The 17,489-nt window shown below is 32.3% G+C and carries 17 protein-coding genes; 4 read left to right on the plus strand and 13 right to left on the minus strand.

Annotated features, from left to right (window positions below; translation table 11 throughout):
- Positions 1–96 precede the first annotated feature (96 nt).
- The 13 genes from AABJ51_RS06190 to AABJ51_RS06250 form a co-directional block, all read right to left on the minus strand.
- The gene (locus AABJ51_RS06190) at positions 97–654 is read right to left on the minus strand and encodes a GNAT family N-acetyltransferase (protein WP_338374817.1); all 558 of its coding nucleotides are present in this window, start codon (positions 652–654) and stop codon (positions 97–99) included.
- Entirely contained in the window at positions 609–998 is a 390-nt protein-coding gene (locus tag AABJ51_RS06195; protein WP_338374818.1) for a YybH family protein, read from the minus strand. The genes AABJ51_RS06190 and AABJ51_RS06195 overlap by 46 nt, the downstream gene beginning before the upstream one ends.
- Positions 995–1,492, minus strand: coding sequence for a GNAT family N-acetyltransferase (locus AABJ51_RS06200; RefSeq protein ID WP_338374819.1), 498 nt, complete (start codon positions 1,490–1,492; stop codon positions 995–997). Before AABJ51_RS06200 ends, AABJ51_RS06195 begins: the two co-directional genes overlap by 4 nt.
- An 11-nt stretch (positions 1,493–1,503) precedes the next feature.
- Positions 1,504–1,905, minus strand: a complete 402-nt coding sequence (locus tag AABJ51_RS06205) for a tautomerase family protein (RefSeq protein ID WP_338374820.1) — start codon at positions 1,903–1,905, stop codon at positions 1,504–1,506.
- Positions 1,906–3,201: 1,296 nt separating this feature from the next.
- A complete protein-coding gene (locus AABJ51_RS06210) occupies positions 3,202–3,996 on the minus strand; it encodes a hypothetical protein (RefSeq protein WP_338374821.1) in 795 nt (264 codons plus the stop codon).
- Between the two features lie 41 nt (positions 3,997–4,037).
- Positions 4,038–4,709 carry a hypothetical protein gene (locus AABJ51_RS06215; RefSeq protein ID WP_338374822.1) on the minus strand — a complete coding sequence of 224 codons (672 nt, stop codon included), beginning with the start codon at positions 4,707–4,709 and terminating at the stop codon, positions 4,038–4,040.
- A gap of 61 nt (positions 4,710–4,770) precedes the next feature.
- The gene (locus AABJ51_RS06220) at positions 4,771–5,661 is read right to left on the minus strand and encodes a DUF4249 domain-containing protein (protein WP_338374823.1); all 891 of its coding nucleotides are present in this window, start codon (positions 5,659–5,661) and stop codon (positions 4,771–4,773) included.
- A 3-nt stretch (positions 5,662–5,664) separates the two neighbouring features.
- Positions 5,665–8,277: a TonB-dependent receptor domain-containing protein gene (locus tag AABJ51_RS06225; protein WP_338374824.1), complete on the minus strand. Its 2,613-nt coding sequence runs from the start codon at positions 8,275–8,277 to the stop codon at positions 5,665–5,667.
- Positions 8,278–8,285: 8 nt separating this feature from the next.
- Entirely contained in the window at positions 8,286–9,248 is a 963-nt protein-coding gene (locus AABJ51_RS06230) for a FecR family protein (RefSeq protein ID WP_321577254.1), read from the minus strand.
- A 71-nt stretch (positions 9,249–9,319) separates the two neighbouring features.
- On the minus strand, positions 9,320–9,895 hold the full coding sequence (locus AABJ51_RS06235; protein WP_321577255.1) for an RNA polymerase sigma-70 factor: 576 nt from the start codon (positions 9,893–9,895) through the stop codon (positions 9,320–9,322).
- 350 nt (positions 9,896–10,245) lie between these two features.
- Positions 10,246–10,518 carry a hypothetical protein gene (locus AABJ51_RS06240; protein WP_338374825.1) on the minus strand — a complete coding sequence of 91 codons (273 nt, stop codon included), beginning with the start codon at positions 10,516–10,518 and terminating at the stop codon, positions 10,246–10,248.
- 453 nt (positions 10,519–10,971) lie between these two features.
- Positions 10,972–12,126: a phage integrase SAM-like domain-containing protein gene (locus AABJ51_RS06245; protein ID WP_338375952.1), complete on the minus strand. Its 1,155-nt coding sequence runs from the start codon at positions 12,124–12,126 to the stop codon at positions 10,972–10,974.
- Positions 12,127–12,510: 384 nt separating this feature from the next.
- Positions 12,511–13,395, minus strand: coding sequence for an EamA family transporter (locus tag AABJ51_RS06250; RefSeq protein WP_338374826.1), 885 nt, complete (start codon positions 13,393–13,395; stop codon positions 12,511–12,513).
- Positions 13,396–13,565: 170 nt separating this feature from the next.
- Here AABJ51_RS06250 and AABJ51_RS06255 point away from each other — a divergent pair, with 170 nt between their 5' ends.
- From AABJ51_RS06255 to AABJ51_RS06270, 4 genes are all read left to right on the plus strand, one after another.
- The gene (locus AABJ51_RS06255) at positions 13,566–14,027 is read left to right on the plus strand and encodes an Lrp/AsnC family transcriptional regulator (RefSeq protein WP_338374827.1); all 462 of its coding nucleotides are present in this window, start codon (positions 13,566–13,568) and stop codon (positions 14,025–14,027) included.
- Positions 14,028–14,195: 168 nt separating this feature from the next.
- A complete protein-coding gene (locus AABJ51_RS06260; RefSeq protein ID WP_338374828.1) occupies positions 14,196–15,245 on the plus strand; it encodes an aldo/keto reductase in 1,050 nt (349 codons plus the stop codon).
- Between the two features lie 167 nt (positions 15,246–15,412).
- The gene (locus AABJ51_RS06265) at positions 15,413–16,276 is read left to right on the plus strand and encodes a helix-turn-helix domain-containing protein (RefSeq protein WP_338374829.1); all 864 of its coding nucleotides are present in this window, start codon (positions 15,413–15,415) and stop codon (positions 16,274–16,276) included.
- A gap of 42 nt (positions 16,277–16,318) precedes the next feature.
- Positions 16,319–17,380: an NADH:flavin oxidoreductase/NADH oxidase gene (locus AABJ51_RS06270; RefSeq protein WP_338374830.1), complete on the plus strand. Its 1,062-nt coding sequence runs from the start codon at positions 16,319–16,321 to the stop codon at positions 17,378–17,380.
- Positions 17,381–17,489 lie beyond the last annotated feature (109 nt).

Consider the following 17,489-nt stretch of genomic DNA (forward strand, 5'->3'; position numbering starts at 1 on the left):
AAATTAAAATACTGTAAAGTAAATCAAAAGGAAAATACGGAAACAGATACAAATTTAAGTATATAAATAGATACAGATTTTGTTTTCAATATAGAATTATAGACTTCGCTTCATCTTTATTAGTGCAATTTTGTGTTTTTCTTTATCTAATCGTTCTTCTATTTCATAAGGAAGATAGCTTAGCTTTGAATATAATAAGATTCCTTTTGTGTTTATATTGAAACAGGAAATATGTATTTCTCTGACATTATATTTCTCCAATGCGATGGATTCCATTGTTTCAATCAAATACTTGCCTATCCCTTTGTTTCGAAAATTGGAACTGACAATAACATTCCCAATAGAACAATAATTATTTTCTTTGACTTCGTAGAAGTTAGCGAAGCCTACGATTTTGTTGTCAAGTAAAATCACAGTCGAATCAGAGCGGTTTTCTACAACTGTTTGCAGTTGTTCCACAGATAGGGGATAGTCTGCTTTGGGAAACATAAAGAATAGTTCCTCTTCATTTTGAGGAAGTTTGCAGACTTTTTCCCAATCCTCATTTTCTGCTAGGCGATAGAATAGATTGTTGATTGTTTGAGTAGGCATTTTTTTCTGTTCTTTTACTATTGTGGTAAAACAAAAGACCAATGAGTATGCATGATCTTCCATTGACCGGATATGTTCAGATTGTATACTTCAGTACATTGCATTCTATATATTTGTCCATCTTGTCTAGCTTCATAATCATATGCTAAAACAGCGGTATCAGACATAACTTGCACCACAGGTTTTATCATTTCAAACGAGTCTATCTTATTCTTTCCACGAAAACCCTCATAGTAATCTGTTAGTGCCTTTTTACCAACGAATTTTTCCTGAAAAGTGGGGTCGAAATAAACCACATCATCAGATGATAATTCCAAAAAGCCGTTGGGGTTTCCATTGTTCCACAGTTCTAATGCCTGTTTTTCCAAGGCTATTATTTCACTCTTAATGTCTTCTGTCGTTTTCATTTTTTCAAAATTTTCTCCATATAACAAACGTCAAAAGGAAGATGCTCAAATTTCCTTATACTTATTTCTTTAAAGCCTTGCTGCATATACCACTTTTTTAAACATTCATTTTCATTGATTAAACCAATGGATATTTTACTTCCTCCTATATACTTAATCTTGTCTATTGCAAAATTCATTAACTTAAGCCCATACCCTTGATTTCTGCATTCTGGAATAACAGATACCTTCTCAATATAAAATGTATCGGCTTCCCTTGACGATTTTTCAATTGCAATACATCCTACCAACTTATCATTATCCAAAATTGTATACAGATCAATCCCATTATTCAATTGAGACTGTAATGTCTGTACATCAATAAAGGCATTGTTTGTAGGATTGGTCTCTTTTGTGAAACCAAAATCTTTGGCCACGGTACTATGAGAGACATTCAACGTATTTACAACATCTGATAAATCTTTATTTGGATCAACATGAGTAAAATTGTTCATAAGCGATAATTTTATTTCTCTCTTTCGTTTCTAATTGTCATGGACACACCGTCAAATCCCCAGCTGTCAGGGTTCAGCTCACTAATTATAAAGTAATTTGTATTATCACATGAGCCTAGAGCATGATTGACCAGTTCCGTTCCCGCTTTTATTACTTCAGCCATTTCTTCTGGATTACTCGTTCCTTTCGAGATCCGTATCTCAATAAATGATAGCTTCTCATGGGATGATTTATCCATTGATTTACCTCCTATAAACCAATTTGATTGATCGATTTCGTCTAATGTTATCACCGTTGTTTTAGGATTACGTCCCATAATATTTACAATAATATCCATTAATCCCTCTATCAATAAATTCTTTTGATCCTGATTTACCTGTTGCTTTACTAATTTGACATTTACGAATGGCATAACTTCTTAATGTTTAGTTTGTGAATAATCTAATATCTGCTATTGTTATTCGAGCCTGTATTTATTAATCTTATATACAGAGTATTCCGAATAAGCAATAAAACAAAAATAGAGTAAAATAATTAAAAAACGATTGACTAATAGCTGATAAAAGTTTTATCTGTGTCTTAATAGTTCTTTATACTCTTATTTACCCAAATAGCCAATAGGCAAGGTATCTAAGAAAAATCCATTCTTTAAAAGGCTATGGATATTAGCTCCAAATGTATTTTCCTGCATATCATAATTTGGTATACCATCTTTTAGAAAAAGAATATTTTGTTTCGGTATCAGATAATATAAATGGAGAATGAGTGGCAAAAATAAGATTTATGCAGGTTTCATGACTAAGATTCGATTTATTTATAGTATCAATCAAGTGTTTTATAAATTGCCTTTGATATTCAGTATAAAAATACGATTCAACTTCCTCTAATACAATATTAACATTGTTATATTTGATTAAGTCACCTGAGACAGAGTTTAAATTCTGCAAATGATAGGTGATCGCACTAATAACATATAACATTTGTATTTGGCCAGAACTAATTAGAGACAAAGGCGTGAACTCTTGCTCTTTTTGTTGTTTTATATAAATCTCAGTATCAAATATTCGTGGAGGTAATAATTCCAACTTATCTGTATTTTCTTTTACTTTCTCTAAGTGGTTATTCAAAGCATCTAATGAAATTAGATATACATCGCCTAAATCTATAATTTTCTTTTTATTAGCTTCAAATTTTCGATACTGTAGTGTGTTATCTGGTTGATTAAGGAAGAAGCATTAATTATCATATACATTGAGAATACCTTTATATTCTGGATACCTTTCAAAAATATGAATTATTTTATATAAAATATATTCACAGGTCAATTGACGCTCAGATTTAGGTTCTTGATTATTATCGTTCCACCAATAAAGGAAATCTTAATCCTTAAAGCCAATATAATTATTCCATGACTTTTTTGAGAGTAAATCGCATAATTCCTTTACAAGTATAATTCTTTGGCATTAAGCCACATTTAATTTAATAGGGATACCATCTCGACAGTTCAAATTGTTAAGTAATATTTCTATATCAGATATATCATCTTTATTTATTATATATTTTCCTCAACTTTGATGAAAATATTATTATGAATTTGAACTTATAGATGAAAAATAAACGATATTTTTTTTATAAAAAACACTATCCTCTATTATAATTAGAGAATAGTGTCTCAAAAATAGTATTAGATTTACTGAGCCCAAATGAGTTAATAAGTTTCGGTAATTCCTTTATAGGTAATTTTTACTGTTGGATAATAGTAGTCTGATGATATAATTTCTGCATTGATTTTATCGCTCTCATTATCAATGCTTACTTCTATCTCTCCGTCCTTAATAATTAATCCCTGAGATTTATTACTATTGGTATAAGTTGTCGGTTGCAATACATTATAAGTCAATTTGGCATTGTCTATTTTTGTAATACCTGAACCTGTTTTTACCTTGAAATCGTAGATACTTTCCAATTTTTCATAGGCATCTATACCAGCTACATTCAAATCGGCACTAGCCGTAAAGCCATTCTGATAATATCCATAGAAAGCGAAATCGAGAGTATTTATTTTCCAACTCTTATCACCTATACATTGTACTTTACAGTTTTTATCCTCTACGGATGTTTGTGTTGTTCCATTCCATAGATTTATTGATATTTTTGCTGTCCATATAGCATCAGTTTCATTTATACTTTTATTGTTGTGTGTAAAAGTTATTTCTTGATAATCATTTTTTAATATCCAACAATTTGCTGTACTATCTATCGAATATGATGATATAAAATAGTTCTTTATTCCTTCTTTTTTGTCGTTGGCAGCTTCACTATAATAGCTGACCTTGGTCATAAGATCTAGTAGAATAACCGATTGATGAATACTATTCTCTACATAATTAAAGGCATTTCTTGCCTGGATCGTTTTTGGGTAATTACTTTGACTTTCTTCTACTTCGCACGATGTCAATAACATAACGAATAGAAAGGAAAATATATAAATGATCTTTTTCATATTGTCTTATGTTTTTATTATTTGCTAATTAATTTTTTGACTTAAAAACGATAACCAACACCACCAACAAAATTACCTACACGCCCTCCAAGATTTACTTCTCCAAAAACGAAGATGTCTTTGCCATACGAAAATCCAACCGGGGTTACCATTATCTGGTTTGAGAATGTTGTTTCAGTGTTTTTATATCGACTTGTACCATTATTTAATTTATATTTTGCAATATCATAATAGAAACTCCATCCTATACCTGAGTAAAAGCGAAGATTTTCTTTCGAAATCCAAGCATATCTTACGGTTGGGGTGAAGGCAATATTATATCCTTTTATATTTCCTACTTTTTTATCACTTATACGATCTTTGTAATCCGTATTATAACCACTGTAAGATAAAGTTCCACCAAATGAAAAACGAAGACCTGACATATTATAGAAATAACTACCTCCAATAACTCCTGTTGTCTTGGTTGCTCCATGATAAGTTGATTGACTCGGAAAACTGAAGTCTCCATTGTAATAATAACCGTAATAGTTATAGTAACCATTATAATACCCATTCGAATACCTAAAACGATCGTAATATCCGGAATCATTTACTGACCCATACGATAGTCTCAATTCATGTTTTTTTTCTTTAAAATATTCCTTTTTTTGAGCAAATAATGCTACAGTAAAGGCACACAAAAGGACTGTGAACAGAAAAATTCTCTTCATAATAAATAAGTTTAATTTATAAAATATTAGTTGTTTATTGCGATTTTAGCGTGTGCAGATATTAATTAAAAATATTATTCTCAAATATATTTATCTCATTACATGTTCCCAGTATACCAAGTCCTCCCTCAATATTTGAGTAAACTAATTTAGATTCTCCATTTTCGTAACTTGATTGTAGTGAAGAATAATACTTATATAGATCTTCATTTATCTTTTGAAGTTTAACAGACAGTTGCCATAAGTATTTTGTATCACTTTCTCCTTCAAAAAACTGAGCATAATCCTTGACATAGAATTTAAGATTATATTCTTTACCATCAAAACTCACATCTCGAAAGACTTTATATGCCCCACTTAATAAAGGATCGTCTGAATAACAAGTTCCATCGTAAGGATATGAATAAATTGTATTAACTTCTATGAATTTATTTTGTACTAGTAGGTGGTAATAATCTTTATTATTAGATTTATCTTTTATTTTTATATTAAACAATATAAAGTTGCTTATTCCAGATACATGGTCTTCAATTTTTTTGATATGGGTAGTATCTACTGATATTATTTCGGGGGCATCCGGTACTTCTACTATGGAACTTATTTTCTTTCCGCTGTAGTTCGATGTTATATTTATTCTGTCTCTAGATTTTATTTTTTCGACCAGAACATAAGCAGAGTCTGCTTTATTATATTGGATTGGATGAAGTGTGTTGTTTAAATAAAAGTCAACATTTGCATTTTCTATTATATTAAATCCGGATTCGAACGTATTGTTATATATAGGACTACTTTCTGTTATTTGCAGATAACTAGTATCCGAATTGGCATATATCAATCCATTTATAACCATATGTGGTGTTATGGATACATCTCCAATATCAACGGTCTTTTCATAATCGCAAGACGAAAGTAAAATCATTATAGAGGATAATATTATTAAAGAATATTTCATGTTTTATCTGAATTTATAGGTAAATGATATTGATGGCATTATACCAAAAAGAGCCTTTTCTATCACTATCGGTTTTCCCGAATCATTAGATCCAACCCTTGCCATATAAGGATTTACTTTATTATATATATTATAAACCCCAAAAGTCCATATTTTACGAGCCGATCGTTGGTATCTCATCTCAAGATCTAAATGATGGATGTCTGACATTTTATAATTATTCCGCTCTCCAAAATAATTTATATAGTTATTATAACTAAAGTAGTTATAATAACTATATAAATTATTTAAGGTGCTATTATCTAATTGAGGTAATCCTTGATATTGTTCCAACGGCAAGGTAGCTCTTGTACCGGTAGAATATACCCACGCAGCTGTAATATCTATTTTATTACTCAATTTGTAATTAGTCGTAATATTGATTTTATGCCTACTATCGTATTTTGAAGGAAATTGTCGCCCTTTATTAATTGTAGGGAAACGTCGGTTATTCCACGACAGTGTATAACCTAGCGAACCTGTAAATCGTCCGTTTGTTTTTCTGGCAAATAATTCTAGTCCATATACTTTGCCTTCTCCCGCTTCTATATTTTCCTCCCAAGGTGTGAATATGTCTTTCCAAGCCAAACCGTCTTTATATTCGAGTATGTTGTTCATTTTCTTATAAAAACTTTCTAATGAAAAGTTATATCCATTTTTTCTATCCAGAAATAATCCTACAGTAAGTTGATCTGACGACATAGGTTGCAAATTCTTAGTAATAGGAACCCAAAGATCAGTAGGATCATTGACTGTATTGCTTGATAATAAATTTACATACTGATTCATTCTTGAATAAGAACTATTAACAACCAAATTGTGAGCTAATTGATAACTAACCGAAATACGAGGTTGAAGCCCTGTATAAGTTTTACCCTGAACATTAAAGATCGAGAAATGAAGTCCGAGATTAGCTTTTAATTTCTCTGAAATAGAGAATTCATCTTCTCCATATAATGACATTTCTGTTCCATCTATTTTCTCACGTAAGAAATATTTAGAATCCCAGTTTTCACTGCTTTCATTTGAATTTTTCATCTGAGATCCATGTGTCTCAGGTTTAAACTGATGTGAAATAAGTCCTGTACCGAAACGTAAATAGTGATTGTTGTTTAATTGAAAATCAAAATCAACATCCGATTGCCAATCTTTTATTCCCGATTTTTTAAAAATATCATATCCTTGCTCTAATTCATGATACACTTGATTTTTTCGGGATTCATAGCTATAATCGTACCTGTTGTAAGCAACAGATGCATTCATAAACAACCTATTATTGAATAAATAATTCCATCGTAAAGACAGAATATCATTACCCCAACTATAATTATTTTTAGTATTTGAGTCACTTATTTTACCATTATCATTATGACTTTCATATACTTCCTTGTTGTTTTGTTTGTCACGACCGCTATAGTAGTTCAAATAGAGACGACTTCGGTCAGAAAATTTATGATTTATTTTTGCATTAATATCATACATATATACAACATCTATTCCGGGACTTGTTTTTTGAGCTATTCGTAAATAGGTGTCTATATAAGAACGACGAACAGAAAGACTATACGATGTTTTATCTTTCAAAATAGGTCCTTCAATATTTATTCGAGCTGTATACAATCCGATAGTTGCATTGACATGAAACCGTTGCATATCCCCGTCTTTAAAACGAACATCCAACACAGAAGAAAGACGTCCTCCAAAACGAGCCGGAAAGTTGTTTTTATACAAAGTCGCTTTCTTCACAGCATCTCCATTCAATACCGAAAATAGATTCCACATATGCCCTGTATTGTAAATAGGTGTTCCATCTAACAGAATTAAATTTTGGTCGGGGCTTCCTCCTCTCACATACATTCCTGACGAACCTTCAAACCCTGAGCTTATACCAGGCATGGTTTGCAAAGACTTCAAAATATCATTCTCTCCAAAAGTAGCAGCCGATGATTTAATTTCTGCACCCGATAACTCGATTGTATTGCCCACTCGAGACAACGGTTTAATATTGTAGACAATAACACTTTGTAGCTCAGAAATAGATTCGTTTAAACCAAAATTGACAATTGTATCACTTAAAGCATACAAATTTTTAGTTGACGGTCTATATCCAATATAAGATACTTGCATCTGAACAGAATCGGGCATTACCTGTGTTGAATAATATCCGTATGAATTTGTCGAACTATTGCCTTCTGATCTTTTGTCGCTAATAGTTGCACCAATAAGAGTCTCTTTCGAATTCGCATCTGTAACATATCCCGATATAGTTATCATTTTAGCTTTACTTAAAACAATATGCGAATCTACTATCTGCCAAGAAATACCCGTTCCGCCAAAAACTTGTTTCAATGCTTCGGATATAGACTTATAGTGAATTGATATGTCTTTTTGCTGTTGCATATTTAGATTCTCATTGAATACAAAAGAATAGTTACTTTTTTGTTCTATTTGATTTGTAATTTCTTTTAGTGTAGCATTCTTCATCTCTATATTGATAGATGATGTTTGAGCATAAGCTTCTAATATGAGCAGTAAACTGAACATGAATAAAAGAAATACCCGTGTGAATACATACATATAAGTCGTTATTTTCTGCTTATTATTTTATAGTTATTATTCTCTTGAATATATGTAAATTCTGCTGATTTACCGAGTATAGAGAGTGCATTTTCGATAGACTCATCCGAACTGAAGCGTGCCGTAATACGTAACTGTTTCAATTGTTGATTGTCGACATCAAACTTTACATTGTACTGACGTGAAAGCGTATTTAGTATATCCGACAGTCTCATATTATCGAAGACTAATATATTGTTTCTCCATGCAGCCCCGATACTAGCATTTGTTAATGTCCGAGTTTCAATTTTTTTTGTTTCTTTATTAAAGACAGCCTGCTGATCGGGTTTAAGTTTGCTAGTATTTCTTGAATTCGTACCAACAGATACAGAACCTTCAAATAAGGTGGTCGTGATATTTTCCTGATTCTCATAAGCATTTATGTTAAATTTAGTACCCAATACTTTTACTTCTATATCTTCTGCTTTAACGATGAATGCTTTGTCGGTATTTTTGGCTACATCAAAATAAGCTTCTCCGTGTAGAGTTACATTTCTTGTTTTGCCGTTCATCTTTTTGGAATAAGAAATGGATGACAAGCTGTTAAGAATCACTGTAGATCCATCAGGAAGATGAATTTCTTTTTTCTCCCCATAAGTCGTAGATGCGTATAGTGTAGACGATTGTTGTGTATAATTATACAATATAGTAGACAATAATGCTATAACTAGTATTGCAGCAGCATATCCTATATATTTAATGAAAGATTTACGATTTGTAGATGTGCCTTTGTTTATTTCCTCTTGAACAATAGAAAACGTTGATTCGGCACTATATTTTTCAGGAAGTATAAACGGCTTATCTTCTTCTTTATAAAATAAGAAGTCTTTGCCTGAGAAATCTTTTTCAATAAGAATCTGCTCTTGATCTGATAGAGGTAATTTCTTCAGATATTTTTCACGAGCAAGTTGTATTTTATTGTTGTATTTCATTTTTGTATCTCTCTGTTTTATCGCTTTCAATAATAAAGAGTATCAAAAATAAAAATACCCCTATCGGGAAATCAAAAAAATACAATAAAAAGATTTTCTTTCAATTCATCATAGAGTATTTTCACAGCCTTACTCATCTGATTCTCTACTGTTTTAGGAGATATTCCTAATGTTTCGGCAACCTCAGAATATTTTTTTCTTTCTTCTCGGACAAGACGAAATACTTCAGCACATCGAGGCGGTAATTTATCCAGTGCCTCTTTGTATTTCTTTTGCAGTTCTGTATCTAGAACCTCGAAATCGGTAACATCATTGTTATTATAATCGGTTTCGGGAAGATTATCAATAAGTAATTCTTTTTTTTTCTTATAATTTTTCTCTACAAAGCGAGCAGATGCATGCTTTAAAGCAATGAAAAGATAAGCATCGGGATCGGTTATATTATCTAATATCTTTCTACTCTGCCACAGAGCTACAAAAACATCAGACACTACCTCTTGTGCATAATTAGGATTATTATTTAAATAAAATAATGCCTGTCTAAAAATCTTTTTATAATAATGATTGTAAAGTAATCGGAATGATTCTGGACAATCAGACTCTGATATTTTGTGCAGAAATTTTAATATATCTTCTTTATACTCCATATGAAGACAAAAGTAAATATTATTTTATGTATCTATAAGAAAATAAAAACCAAAATATTTTCTCTTGAGAAGATTCTGGTTATTTTATTCTCTTGTACACGTTTTGCATAAATCTTATATGAAATTAATTAGTGTAAGAATATCGCTTCCAGTCAAAGGTCATTTTTTCTTCGTGAAATATATTATATCTCTATCAATGTCAACTGGTTCCTCTGATAACTCTAATTGTCGCTATAAAATAACAAGGCTAAATCTAGAAATTTAGCTTTGTTAATAATATAATTAAGCTGACTATTTTAACAATTCTATTTCTTTATCTAATTTTCTATTTCTTCTTCACTACGTCTTTTTTACTCTTGTTTACGAGTCTGTTCTTGCAAACGATATTCATAATCAATAACTCTTTTTCTGATATTATCAATTGCATACAAACTATCTGAATAGAAAAAGAAATTCTCCAACTTATCTATATCTTCAGATGCAATACCATTTTTCATTTTAACAAACCGATATTTCAGATCATTGTCTGACAATTGTTTATTTTCCTTAAACTGATTGCAATTAAAGTACAATGAAACACAAATACCCAAACACAGTGTAACAATAGCAATAAATGTCTTCAAATCTTCTTCATTAATTGCTTTTTTAGCATTGTCGATAGTTTCTGATATCTTATTGAGAAATCTGAAATTAAGGGAGAATTAGTAGAATTGCTATTATCAAAAGGTCGCACTAGGATATATTGAGTATCTTTAATACCCAGAGCCTCCAGCTCTGTTTAAATCTTACTTTTATATCCTCCTGCCAAGTCTAAAACATCCGAAAATCCACATTGTGCCAATATATGGGAAACTGTGCAACAATTTATAGACATTTTAGTCTGATAATACAAAAAAAGATTTTAAGTTACACAAATTCTAAAAAAGGGGTTGTTAGAAATGGATCTTTTTTATCTTTACAAAAGATAAGTCGCTGTTTAATATAGTTGGTGAAAATTAAGCAGATATAAGCACCAAGCTGGTTTCTAAATCGTTACCTATTGAAAAGCGAACAGCAAGTAATCAATTGATTAATAGCTAATAAAAGTTTTCCTTGTGTCTTGCGGTGTAGGTTGTGAGATTAGCTTCAATCTTCGCTTTCTGTGCAATTAGTTTCAGATTAGGATTAACCTTTCCTATGATTTTATGAATCCGATTATACTTCTGAATAGCTGTAATATGTACCTTTCTATTTAAAATAGGAAAGATATAATCACTACTATTCGCATCTGAATTAGAATACTTCTGTATGATCTTCAAAGCTTCAACTTGTAATGGAATATTAATTAATCCCTTCGTTTTCTGTCTAATATATTCAACTTTGCCATTTGTAATATTCTCATATTTTAAATGTGCTGTATCAGTCAGATTAATGCCACCTTGTAAATAACTGAATATGAATAAATCTTTGCTTAATTGAATCAATGGTCGCTCATTAGAAACATCAAGTTCCATAATTCGCTTAATCTCTTCTTTCGTTATAGCTCGTTTCTTCGTTTTGATATTGAATTTCGATATTTTAAACGAATTGAAAGGGTAGCAGTCTAGTTTCACTATTCCTTGTTCTATTGCTTTATTAAAGACACTTCGAAGAGTTCGAAATAATAAGCTCATTGTAGTTGGTGCACAATTCTTATTTAAAAGCCATTTTTCATAGCGATTTAGCCAAAAGCTATCTATGTCTGTAAATAAGAAATCTAATTTAGAAGACTTTGTGAAGCTGATTAAAGAGTTATGTGAATCTCTATAAATATTTGCATTCCCAACCTTGTTTTGAGTCTTGAATCCTGCGATAAGTTCAACATAGAATTCGCCTACAGTACTCGCTTTCGTACTTCGTTCAATACTATTAGCTAGGGTAGAGACAGTAAACTCCTTCTGGTTAGACTTAAATTCAAGTATCTGCTTCTGATATTCGGTTTCTTTATCTAAGATAATCTTCTTAATGTAGTCTTTGTTCGGACAGTTGGCTTTTGGAGTGTTCTTAGTAAAATCCCAATATTTAGGATGAACTGATAAGCCTAAACTAACATATTTCATCTTCCCATGCTTGCATATTCGAAGCATAATTGGGTGTTCTCCATTTTTTAATGTTTTAGACTTGTAACAAACCGCATTAATAGTAGCATTCATGATGGTTTTTCGGTTTAAGTCTTGGTTTAAGTGACCTAATTTAAACCCTCCTAAAATCATCACAATTATATAAAAAGAAAAAGCAGCTACTTTGATGTAACTGCTTTATTTTCAAGTGATCCGAGCGGGATCGTTATTTTCTTATCTAAACGACTTATTATCAGTATTTATTATTCTTTCAACATGAGTGTGGTAGCGATTTGGTAGCACCTAAAAAAGTAGCTCTGTCAACTATGTGACAACACTATGTTATTCAAAGAATTATATACAAATATATAGACTTTTTATTTATAATAATCTAGTTATTCCTTTTTTATGATTATAAAAGAATTCTGAATTTCTGTATCGGAGAGAGGGGGCTGAACATCCCTGCTACAATCGTTTGCCACTCTATATCAAGTATACTAAGACCTCTTGGCTGAACATTTTGGGATCATCATCACACTATTTACTTTTGGCTCTTTTCATTTTAGCTCTATTCAAAAAAATAATAGATCCAAACATAATAATGATTCCTACAATCTGCAACAGAGATACTTCTTCTGCGAGAATTAGGTGTGCACAAAATACCGCTGCGGGTAATTCAAGAGTTAGTAGAATAGCACTCATTGCGGGTCCTATTTTCGGCATTCCCTTAGTGAAACATATAGGAGGAATAATGGTTCCAAACAAAGCTAAAAAGCTGCCCCATTGTAAAAGTCCGACATCTAAATGAGAGCTAGTTGTAATAGATTTGAAGTTGATAAATAATATCATCAAAGCAGAGCCTGTTGTCATCAAAGCACTCTTTTCAAACATGGGAATATCATTTCCTAACTTACTCGTAAAAAGCACATACGATGTATATAATACTGAAGCTGCCAGCCCTAATAATATGCCAGTAGTTGAAATATTTAGAGATTGTGCATTTATAAGATTCCCGGCTAACACTGTACCTCCTATAATAAATAAAATAGTAACCAATTCAACCCCCGAAGGTCTTTTCTTGAAAAATAACCACTCCGCAAAAACACTCATCCAAGTAACCTGCATCAAGAGAACAATTGCTAATGAGGCTGGAATATATTCTACCGATAGATAATAAGCATATGCTGAAATACCCATAGTGGATCCGGCTAAAAGAACTTTCCAATTGATTTTCAATTTACATTTATTTGATCTGAAATTTTTAATCAACACAATAAGCCATAAAACAGCAGCTCCTATCAAGGCCTGCACAAATGTTATTTCGCCCGCATTGTATCCTTGTCCATAGGCAATCTTAGCAAATGAAGACAGCATTCCATAACTTAATGCCCCTAACGCTACAATAATAATATATCTTGTCATTATCTTTTTAAATTAAAACCACAAATATTTATTTCTGACAAAATTATATATATCAATATTATATTCATATATCAAGCAAAAAGTATGTAAATAATAGTAAATATCAATCGTAAATCCGATTTATATCCATAATATAGCGACAAATAATTATCTTGCACGGAAAAAATCCAATGGAAAATTTAAGTAAGCAAGAATTGAACCTATTAAGGATACTTCAGAGAAATGCAAGATTTGATATAACTAGCCTCACAGAAGAGTTAGGAATGTCCCGAACGGCAGTGTATGACAGAATAAAAAAGCTCGAAAGTAATGGTTATATTAAAGGATATGTTGCCCTTGTAGACCACAAAAAAGTGGGTTTGAATTTTACGGTCATCGTACATGTATCTCTTCATACCCAACAAATCGGATATGTTGAAGAATTTTTATCACAGATATCAGTATTGGACGAAATAATGGAAGCATACGTGACTGGAGGTATTTTCGATGTAATTTTGAAAGTGGTAGTAGCAGATCCTGATGCATTCAATGATTTTGTAACAAAAAAACTTTCTGCAATCCCCCATATCAGTAAGATTCAAAGTTCATTTGTTATGCGCTACATTAAACAATCGACTGTATTACCTTTTTGAGAAATCTGTATTTTATCCATACAAGCCATATTATAGGACCTCATTTCTGAACAAAAGACCGTAAATAATAAACAAGATAAGAAAATATACATTTTTAAAACACTAGAGTACCATTATTTCTTATAATTCATAATTTTACATGCATAAAAAATATAAAACTAGAAAAATATGGAGTATAGATTTTTGGGTAAATCCGGTCTGGAAGTTCCGGTTTTGAGTTTTGGAACAGCAACCTTCGGAGGTGTAGGCGAATATTATAAAGCATGGGGAGGAACACAATTAAAAGAAGCAACAAGGCTTATTGATATTTGCTTGGATGCAGGAGTCAATCTGTTTGATACAGCAGATGTATATTCCAAAGGTTTGTCAGAAGAAATTTTAGGTAAAGCTCTTGCAGGAAAAAGCAGAGACGGGTTATTGCTATCAACAAAAGCAACATTCAATTTTGGAGAAGGTCCTAACAATCAAGGCTCTTCCCGTTTTCGCCTTATCAGACAATTGGAAGGAAGCCTCAAACGTCTGAATACTGATTATATTGATATATACCATATGCATAGTTTTGATGGTGTAACTGCCGTAGAAGAAACTTTAAGAGCTTTAGATGATATGGTTAGCAGCGGAAAAGTGCGCTATATTGCCGCATCTAATTTTTCAGGTTGGCAGTTAATGAAATCAATCGGGATATCCGACAAGTATGGATGGAATAGCTATGTAGCACATCAGGTATATTACTCTTTGGCGAATAGAGAGTACGAATGGGAGCTGATGCCATTAAGTGTGGATCAAAATATCGGGACAATTGTTTGGTCTCCCCTATCTTCAGGAAGGCTTGGTGGGCGATATAAACGAAACAATCCAATACCTAAAAATGGAAGGATTGCACAAGGTGGAACAACTGTTCCTGACGAAGCAGTACAAGACAACATGCTAAATAATATATTAGATACCTTACGAGAGGTTGCAGACGAAGTCGGCAAATCAATAGCCCAAGTTGCTATTAATTGGGTTCTACAACGCCCAACAGTATCTTCCGTAATCATTGGTGCAAGAAATGAAGAACAACTCAAACAGAATCTGGGTGCTGTAGGATGGAATCTAACAGATACACAAATCAGAAAGCTGGATGAAGCTAGTACTATCTCTCCCATATATCCATATTGGCAACAATGGTCTAGGAAGAAATTGATTCCAACACCTGATTTTTACAAAAAACAATGACAAATCAAATAATAAACAGCTTCTCCAAACAGAAGCTGTTTTTCTTTATAAACTTGCAAATTGAACCAAATAGAAAATAATAACGAACTAAATAGAAAAGTATTTAAATTTAAAACTATCTAATTTTGTATTCGTTATAATAATTGATATTCCCAATTATTCTTGAGATGAAAAGATATATTAAAGTTCCAACATCGCTCGTTTCAGGTCTAGTCTCACAAAGTACCTTAAGATTAGACGGTTGCTCAGTCATAGAGCAATGCATCCACAGTATGCAGGGATCGGGAACTATGTTTCTCGAAGAACATCTTTTGTTATTTGTCTTGGAAGGAAGTAATACGCTTACTTATGGAAAGCAAACATATGTAGTAGGCAAAAATGAAATGATTTTGCTCAAAAAAGCAACAGCTGTTAGATACGAAAAGAAAGGAAATCCCGAGAATGATAATATATACGACAGTCTGATGTTCTGCCTAAAAGATGACATTCTAAAAGAATTTCTCACCAAAGCCGAAATAACAGTTCCTCGCTCCGATGAAGAAATAAAAACAACAGTCAATCCAATGAGTGATTGTCTCATCGCGTTTGCTCATTCCCTCAAACCATATTTCAACAATCCGGCAGAAGTAAACCCCAGATTATTACGTTTGAAGATAATGGAGCTATTGTTTGATGTGTCACACGATAGTAAGAATACATTTCGTCAGATTCTTCAATTACGACAACCTGTAAGAGCTGACATCAGAGAGGTTGTTGAGCAAAATTATACAAATCCAGTTACTCTACCTGAGTTAGCATATCTATCTGGACGAAGCCTATCCAGTTTCAAACGTGATTTCATGTTGGTTTTCAACGAATCACCAGCTATGTGGATAAGGAATAAACGCCTCTGCAAAGCGAAAGAAATGCTTGAAATCTCATCTCTCTCTGTTAATGATGTTTGTTTTTCTGTCGGCTTCGAAAACCTCTCACATTTTTCACGCATATTTAAAGAACACTATGGTATACCACCTAGTCATTATCGAAAATAACTTATTTTAAACAATAAATAAAACTTCAAAATCAATAAGTATATGTCAAAATTATTTAGTCCTCTAAAGATAAAAGATCTTACATTAAAAAATAGAATTGTAATGTCTCCAATGTGCCAGTATTCTGCTATTGATGGATTTGCAAACGATTGGCACTATGTTCACTATGTATCAAGAGCCGTTGGTGGCTCAGCGGTTGTAATTCAAGAAGCGACAGCAGTAGTTCCCGAAGGCCGGATCAGTTACGCGGATTTAGGTATCTGGAAAGATGAACATATTGATGAGTTTAAGAAAATAACGACTTCTATCGAAAAATATAGTGCAATCCCGGGGATTCAGTTAGCTCATGCCGGACGAAAATCCAGTTGCGATTTGGCAAATAACGGAGGTGCTCAAATTAAAGAAGGTCCACATGCTTGGGAAACAGTAGCTCCATCAGCAATACCTTTTCTTCCGACAGATATACCTCCGACAGCATTATACGAAGATGGTATAAAAGAAGTTGCCAAAGCATTTAAAGAAGCAACAATCCGATCGATAAAAGCTGGTTACAAAGTAATTGAGATACACGCTGCACATGGTTATCTGATTCATGAGTTTTTCTCTCCTTTGACAAATACAAGAACTGATAATTATGGAGGAAGTTTTGAAAATAGGGTTCGTATCCTCTTCGATATCATTGATGAAATATTACCGCTGATGACAGACGATCTGTCTTTATGGGTACGTATATCAGCTACAGATTGGGTAGAAGGCGGATGGGATTTACCTCAATCTATTGAGTTATCTAAACTACTTAAAGAAAAAGGGGTTGATGTTATCGATGTGTCTACCGGTGGACTTGTGTCTGATGCTAAAATACCTGTCGGTAAGAATTATCAAGTTCCATTTGCTGATGGTATCAAACAAGCTAGTGGCTTGATAACAGGAGCTGTTGGCCTTTTTACAGAAGCTCCTCACATGGAAGAATTATTAGAGACAGAAAAGTGTGATCTGATATTTATCGGTCGTAAACTATTGAAAGATCCATATTTTCCTATCAATGCAGCAAGAGAACTTGGTGATACTGATATTACTCCCGATCAGTATGGAAGAAGACATTAATTGAAAATGTAAAAAATCAATAGCTATGCACTCTACCTTTATTTGGTTTTCTGCGTACAGATTTTTCAAATAAAGGTGCAGTGCTTTTATATTTCATGAAATTTTGAAA

The organism is Indolivaga capnocytophagoides (assembly GCF_036511535.1).
Lineage (GTDB): Bacteria > Bacteroidota > Bacteroidia > Bacteroidales > Dysgonomonadaceae > Dysgonomonas_A > Dysgonomonas_A capnocytophagoides.

Bases quoted from the DNA above. Each gene is read 5' to 3' on its own strand.
- AABJ51_RS06190 (WP_338374817.1), bottom strand. From the start codon at position 654: ATGGAAGATCATGCATACTCATTGGTCTTTTGTTTTACCACAATAGTA.
- AABJ51_RS06195 (WP_338374818.1), bottom strand. From the start codon at position 998: ATGAAAACGACAGAAGACATTAAGAGTGAAATAATAGCCTTGGAAAAA.
- AABJ51_RS06200 (WP_338374819.1), bottom strand. From the start codon at position 1,492: ATGAACAATTTTACTCATGTTGATCCAAATAAAGATTTATCAGATGTT.
- AABJ51_RS06205 (WP_338374820.1), bottom strand. From the start codon at position 1,905: ATGCCATTCGTAAATGTCAAATTAGTAAAGCAACAGGTAAATCAGGAT.
- AABJ51_RS06210 (WP_338374821.1), bottom strand. From the start codon at position 3,996: ATGAAAAAGATCATTTATATATTTTCCTTTCTATTCGTTATGTTATTG.
- AABJ51_RS06215 (WP_338374822.1), bottom strand. From the start codon at position 4,709: ATGAAGAGAATTTTTCTGTTCACAGTCCTTTTGTGTGCCTTTACTGTA.
- AABJ51_RS06220 (WP_338374823.1), bottom strand. From the start codon at position 5,661: ATGAAATATTCTTTAATAATATTATCCTCTATAATGATTTTACTTTCG.
- AABJ51_RS06225 (WP_338374824.1), bottom strand. From the start codon at position 8,277: ATGTATGTATTCACACGGGTATTTCTTTTATTCATGTTCAGTTTACTG.
- AABJ51_RS06230 (WP_321577254.1), bottom strand. From the start codon at position 9,248: ATGAAATACAACAATAAAATACAACTTGCTCGTGAAAAATATCTGAAG.
- AABJ51_RS06235 (WP_321577255.1), bottom strand. From the start codon at position 9,895: ATGGAGTATAAAGAAGATATATTAAAATTTCTGCACAAAATATCAGAG.
- AABJ51_RS06245 (WP_338375952.1), bottom strand. From the start codon at position 12,126: ATGATTTTAGGAGGGTTTAAATTAGGTCACTTAAACCAAGACTTAAAC.
- AABJ51_RS06250 (WP_338374826.1), bottom strand. From the start codon at position 13,395: ATGACAAGATATATTATTATTGTAGCGTTAGGGGCATTAAGTTATGGA.
- AABJ51_RS06255 (WP_338374827.1), top strand. From the start codon at position 13,566: ATGGAAAATTTAAGTAAGCAAGAATTGAACCTATTAAGGATACTTCAG.
- AABJ51_RS06260 (WP_338374828.1), top strand. From the start codon at position 14,196: ATGGAGTATAGATTTTTGGGTAAATCCGGTCTGGAAGTTCCGGTTTTG.
- AABJ51_RS06265 (WP_338374829.1), top strand. From the start codon at position 15,413: ATGAAAAGATATATTAAAGTTCCAACATCGCTCGTTTCAGGTCTAGTC.
- AABJ51_RS06270 (WP_338374830.1), top strand. From the start codon at position 16,319: ATGTCAAAATTATTTAGTCCTCTAAAGATAAAAGATCTTACATTAAAA.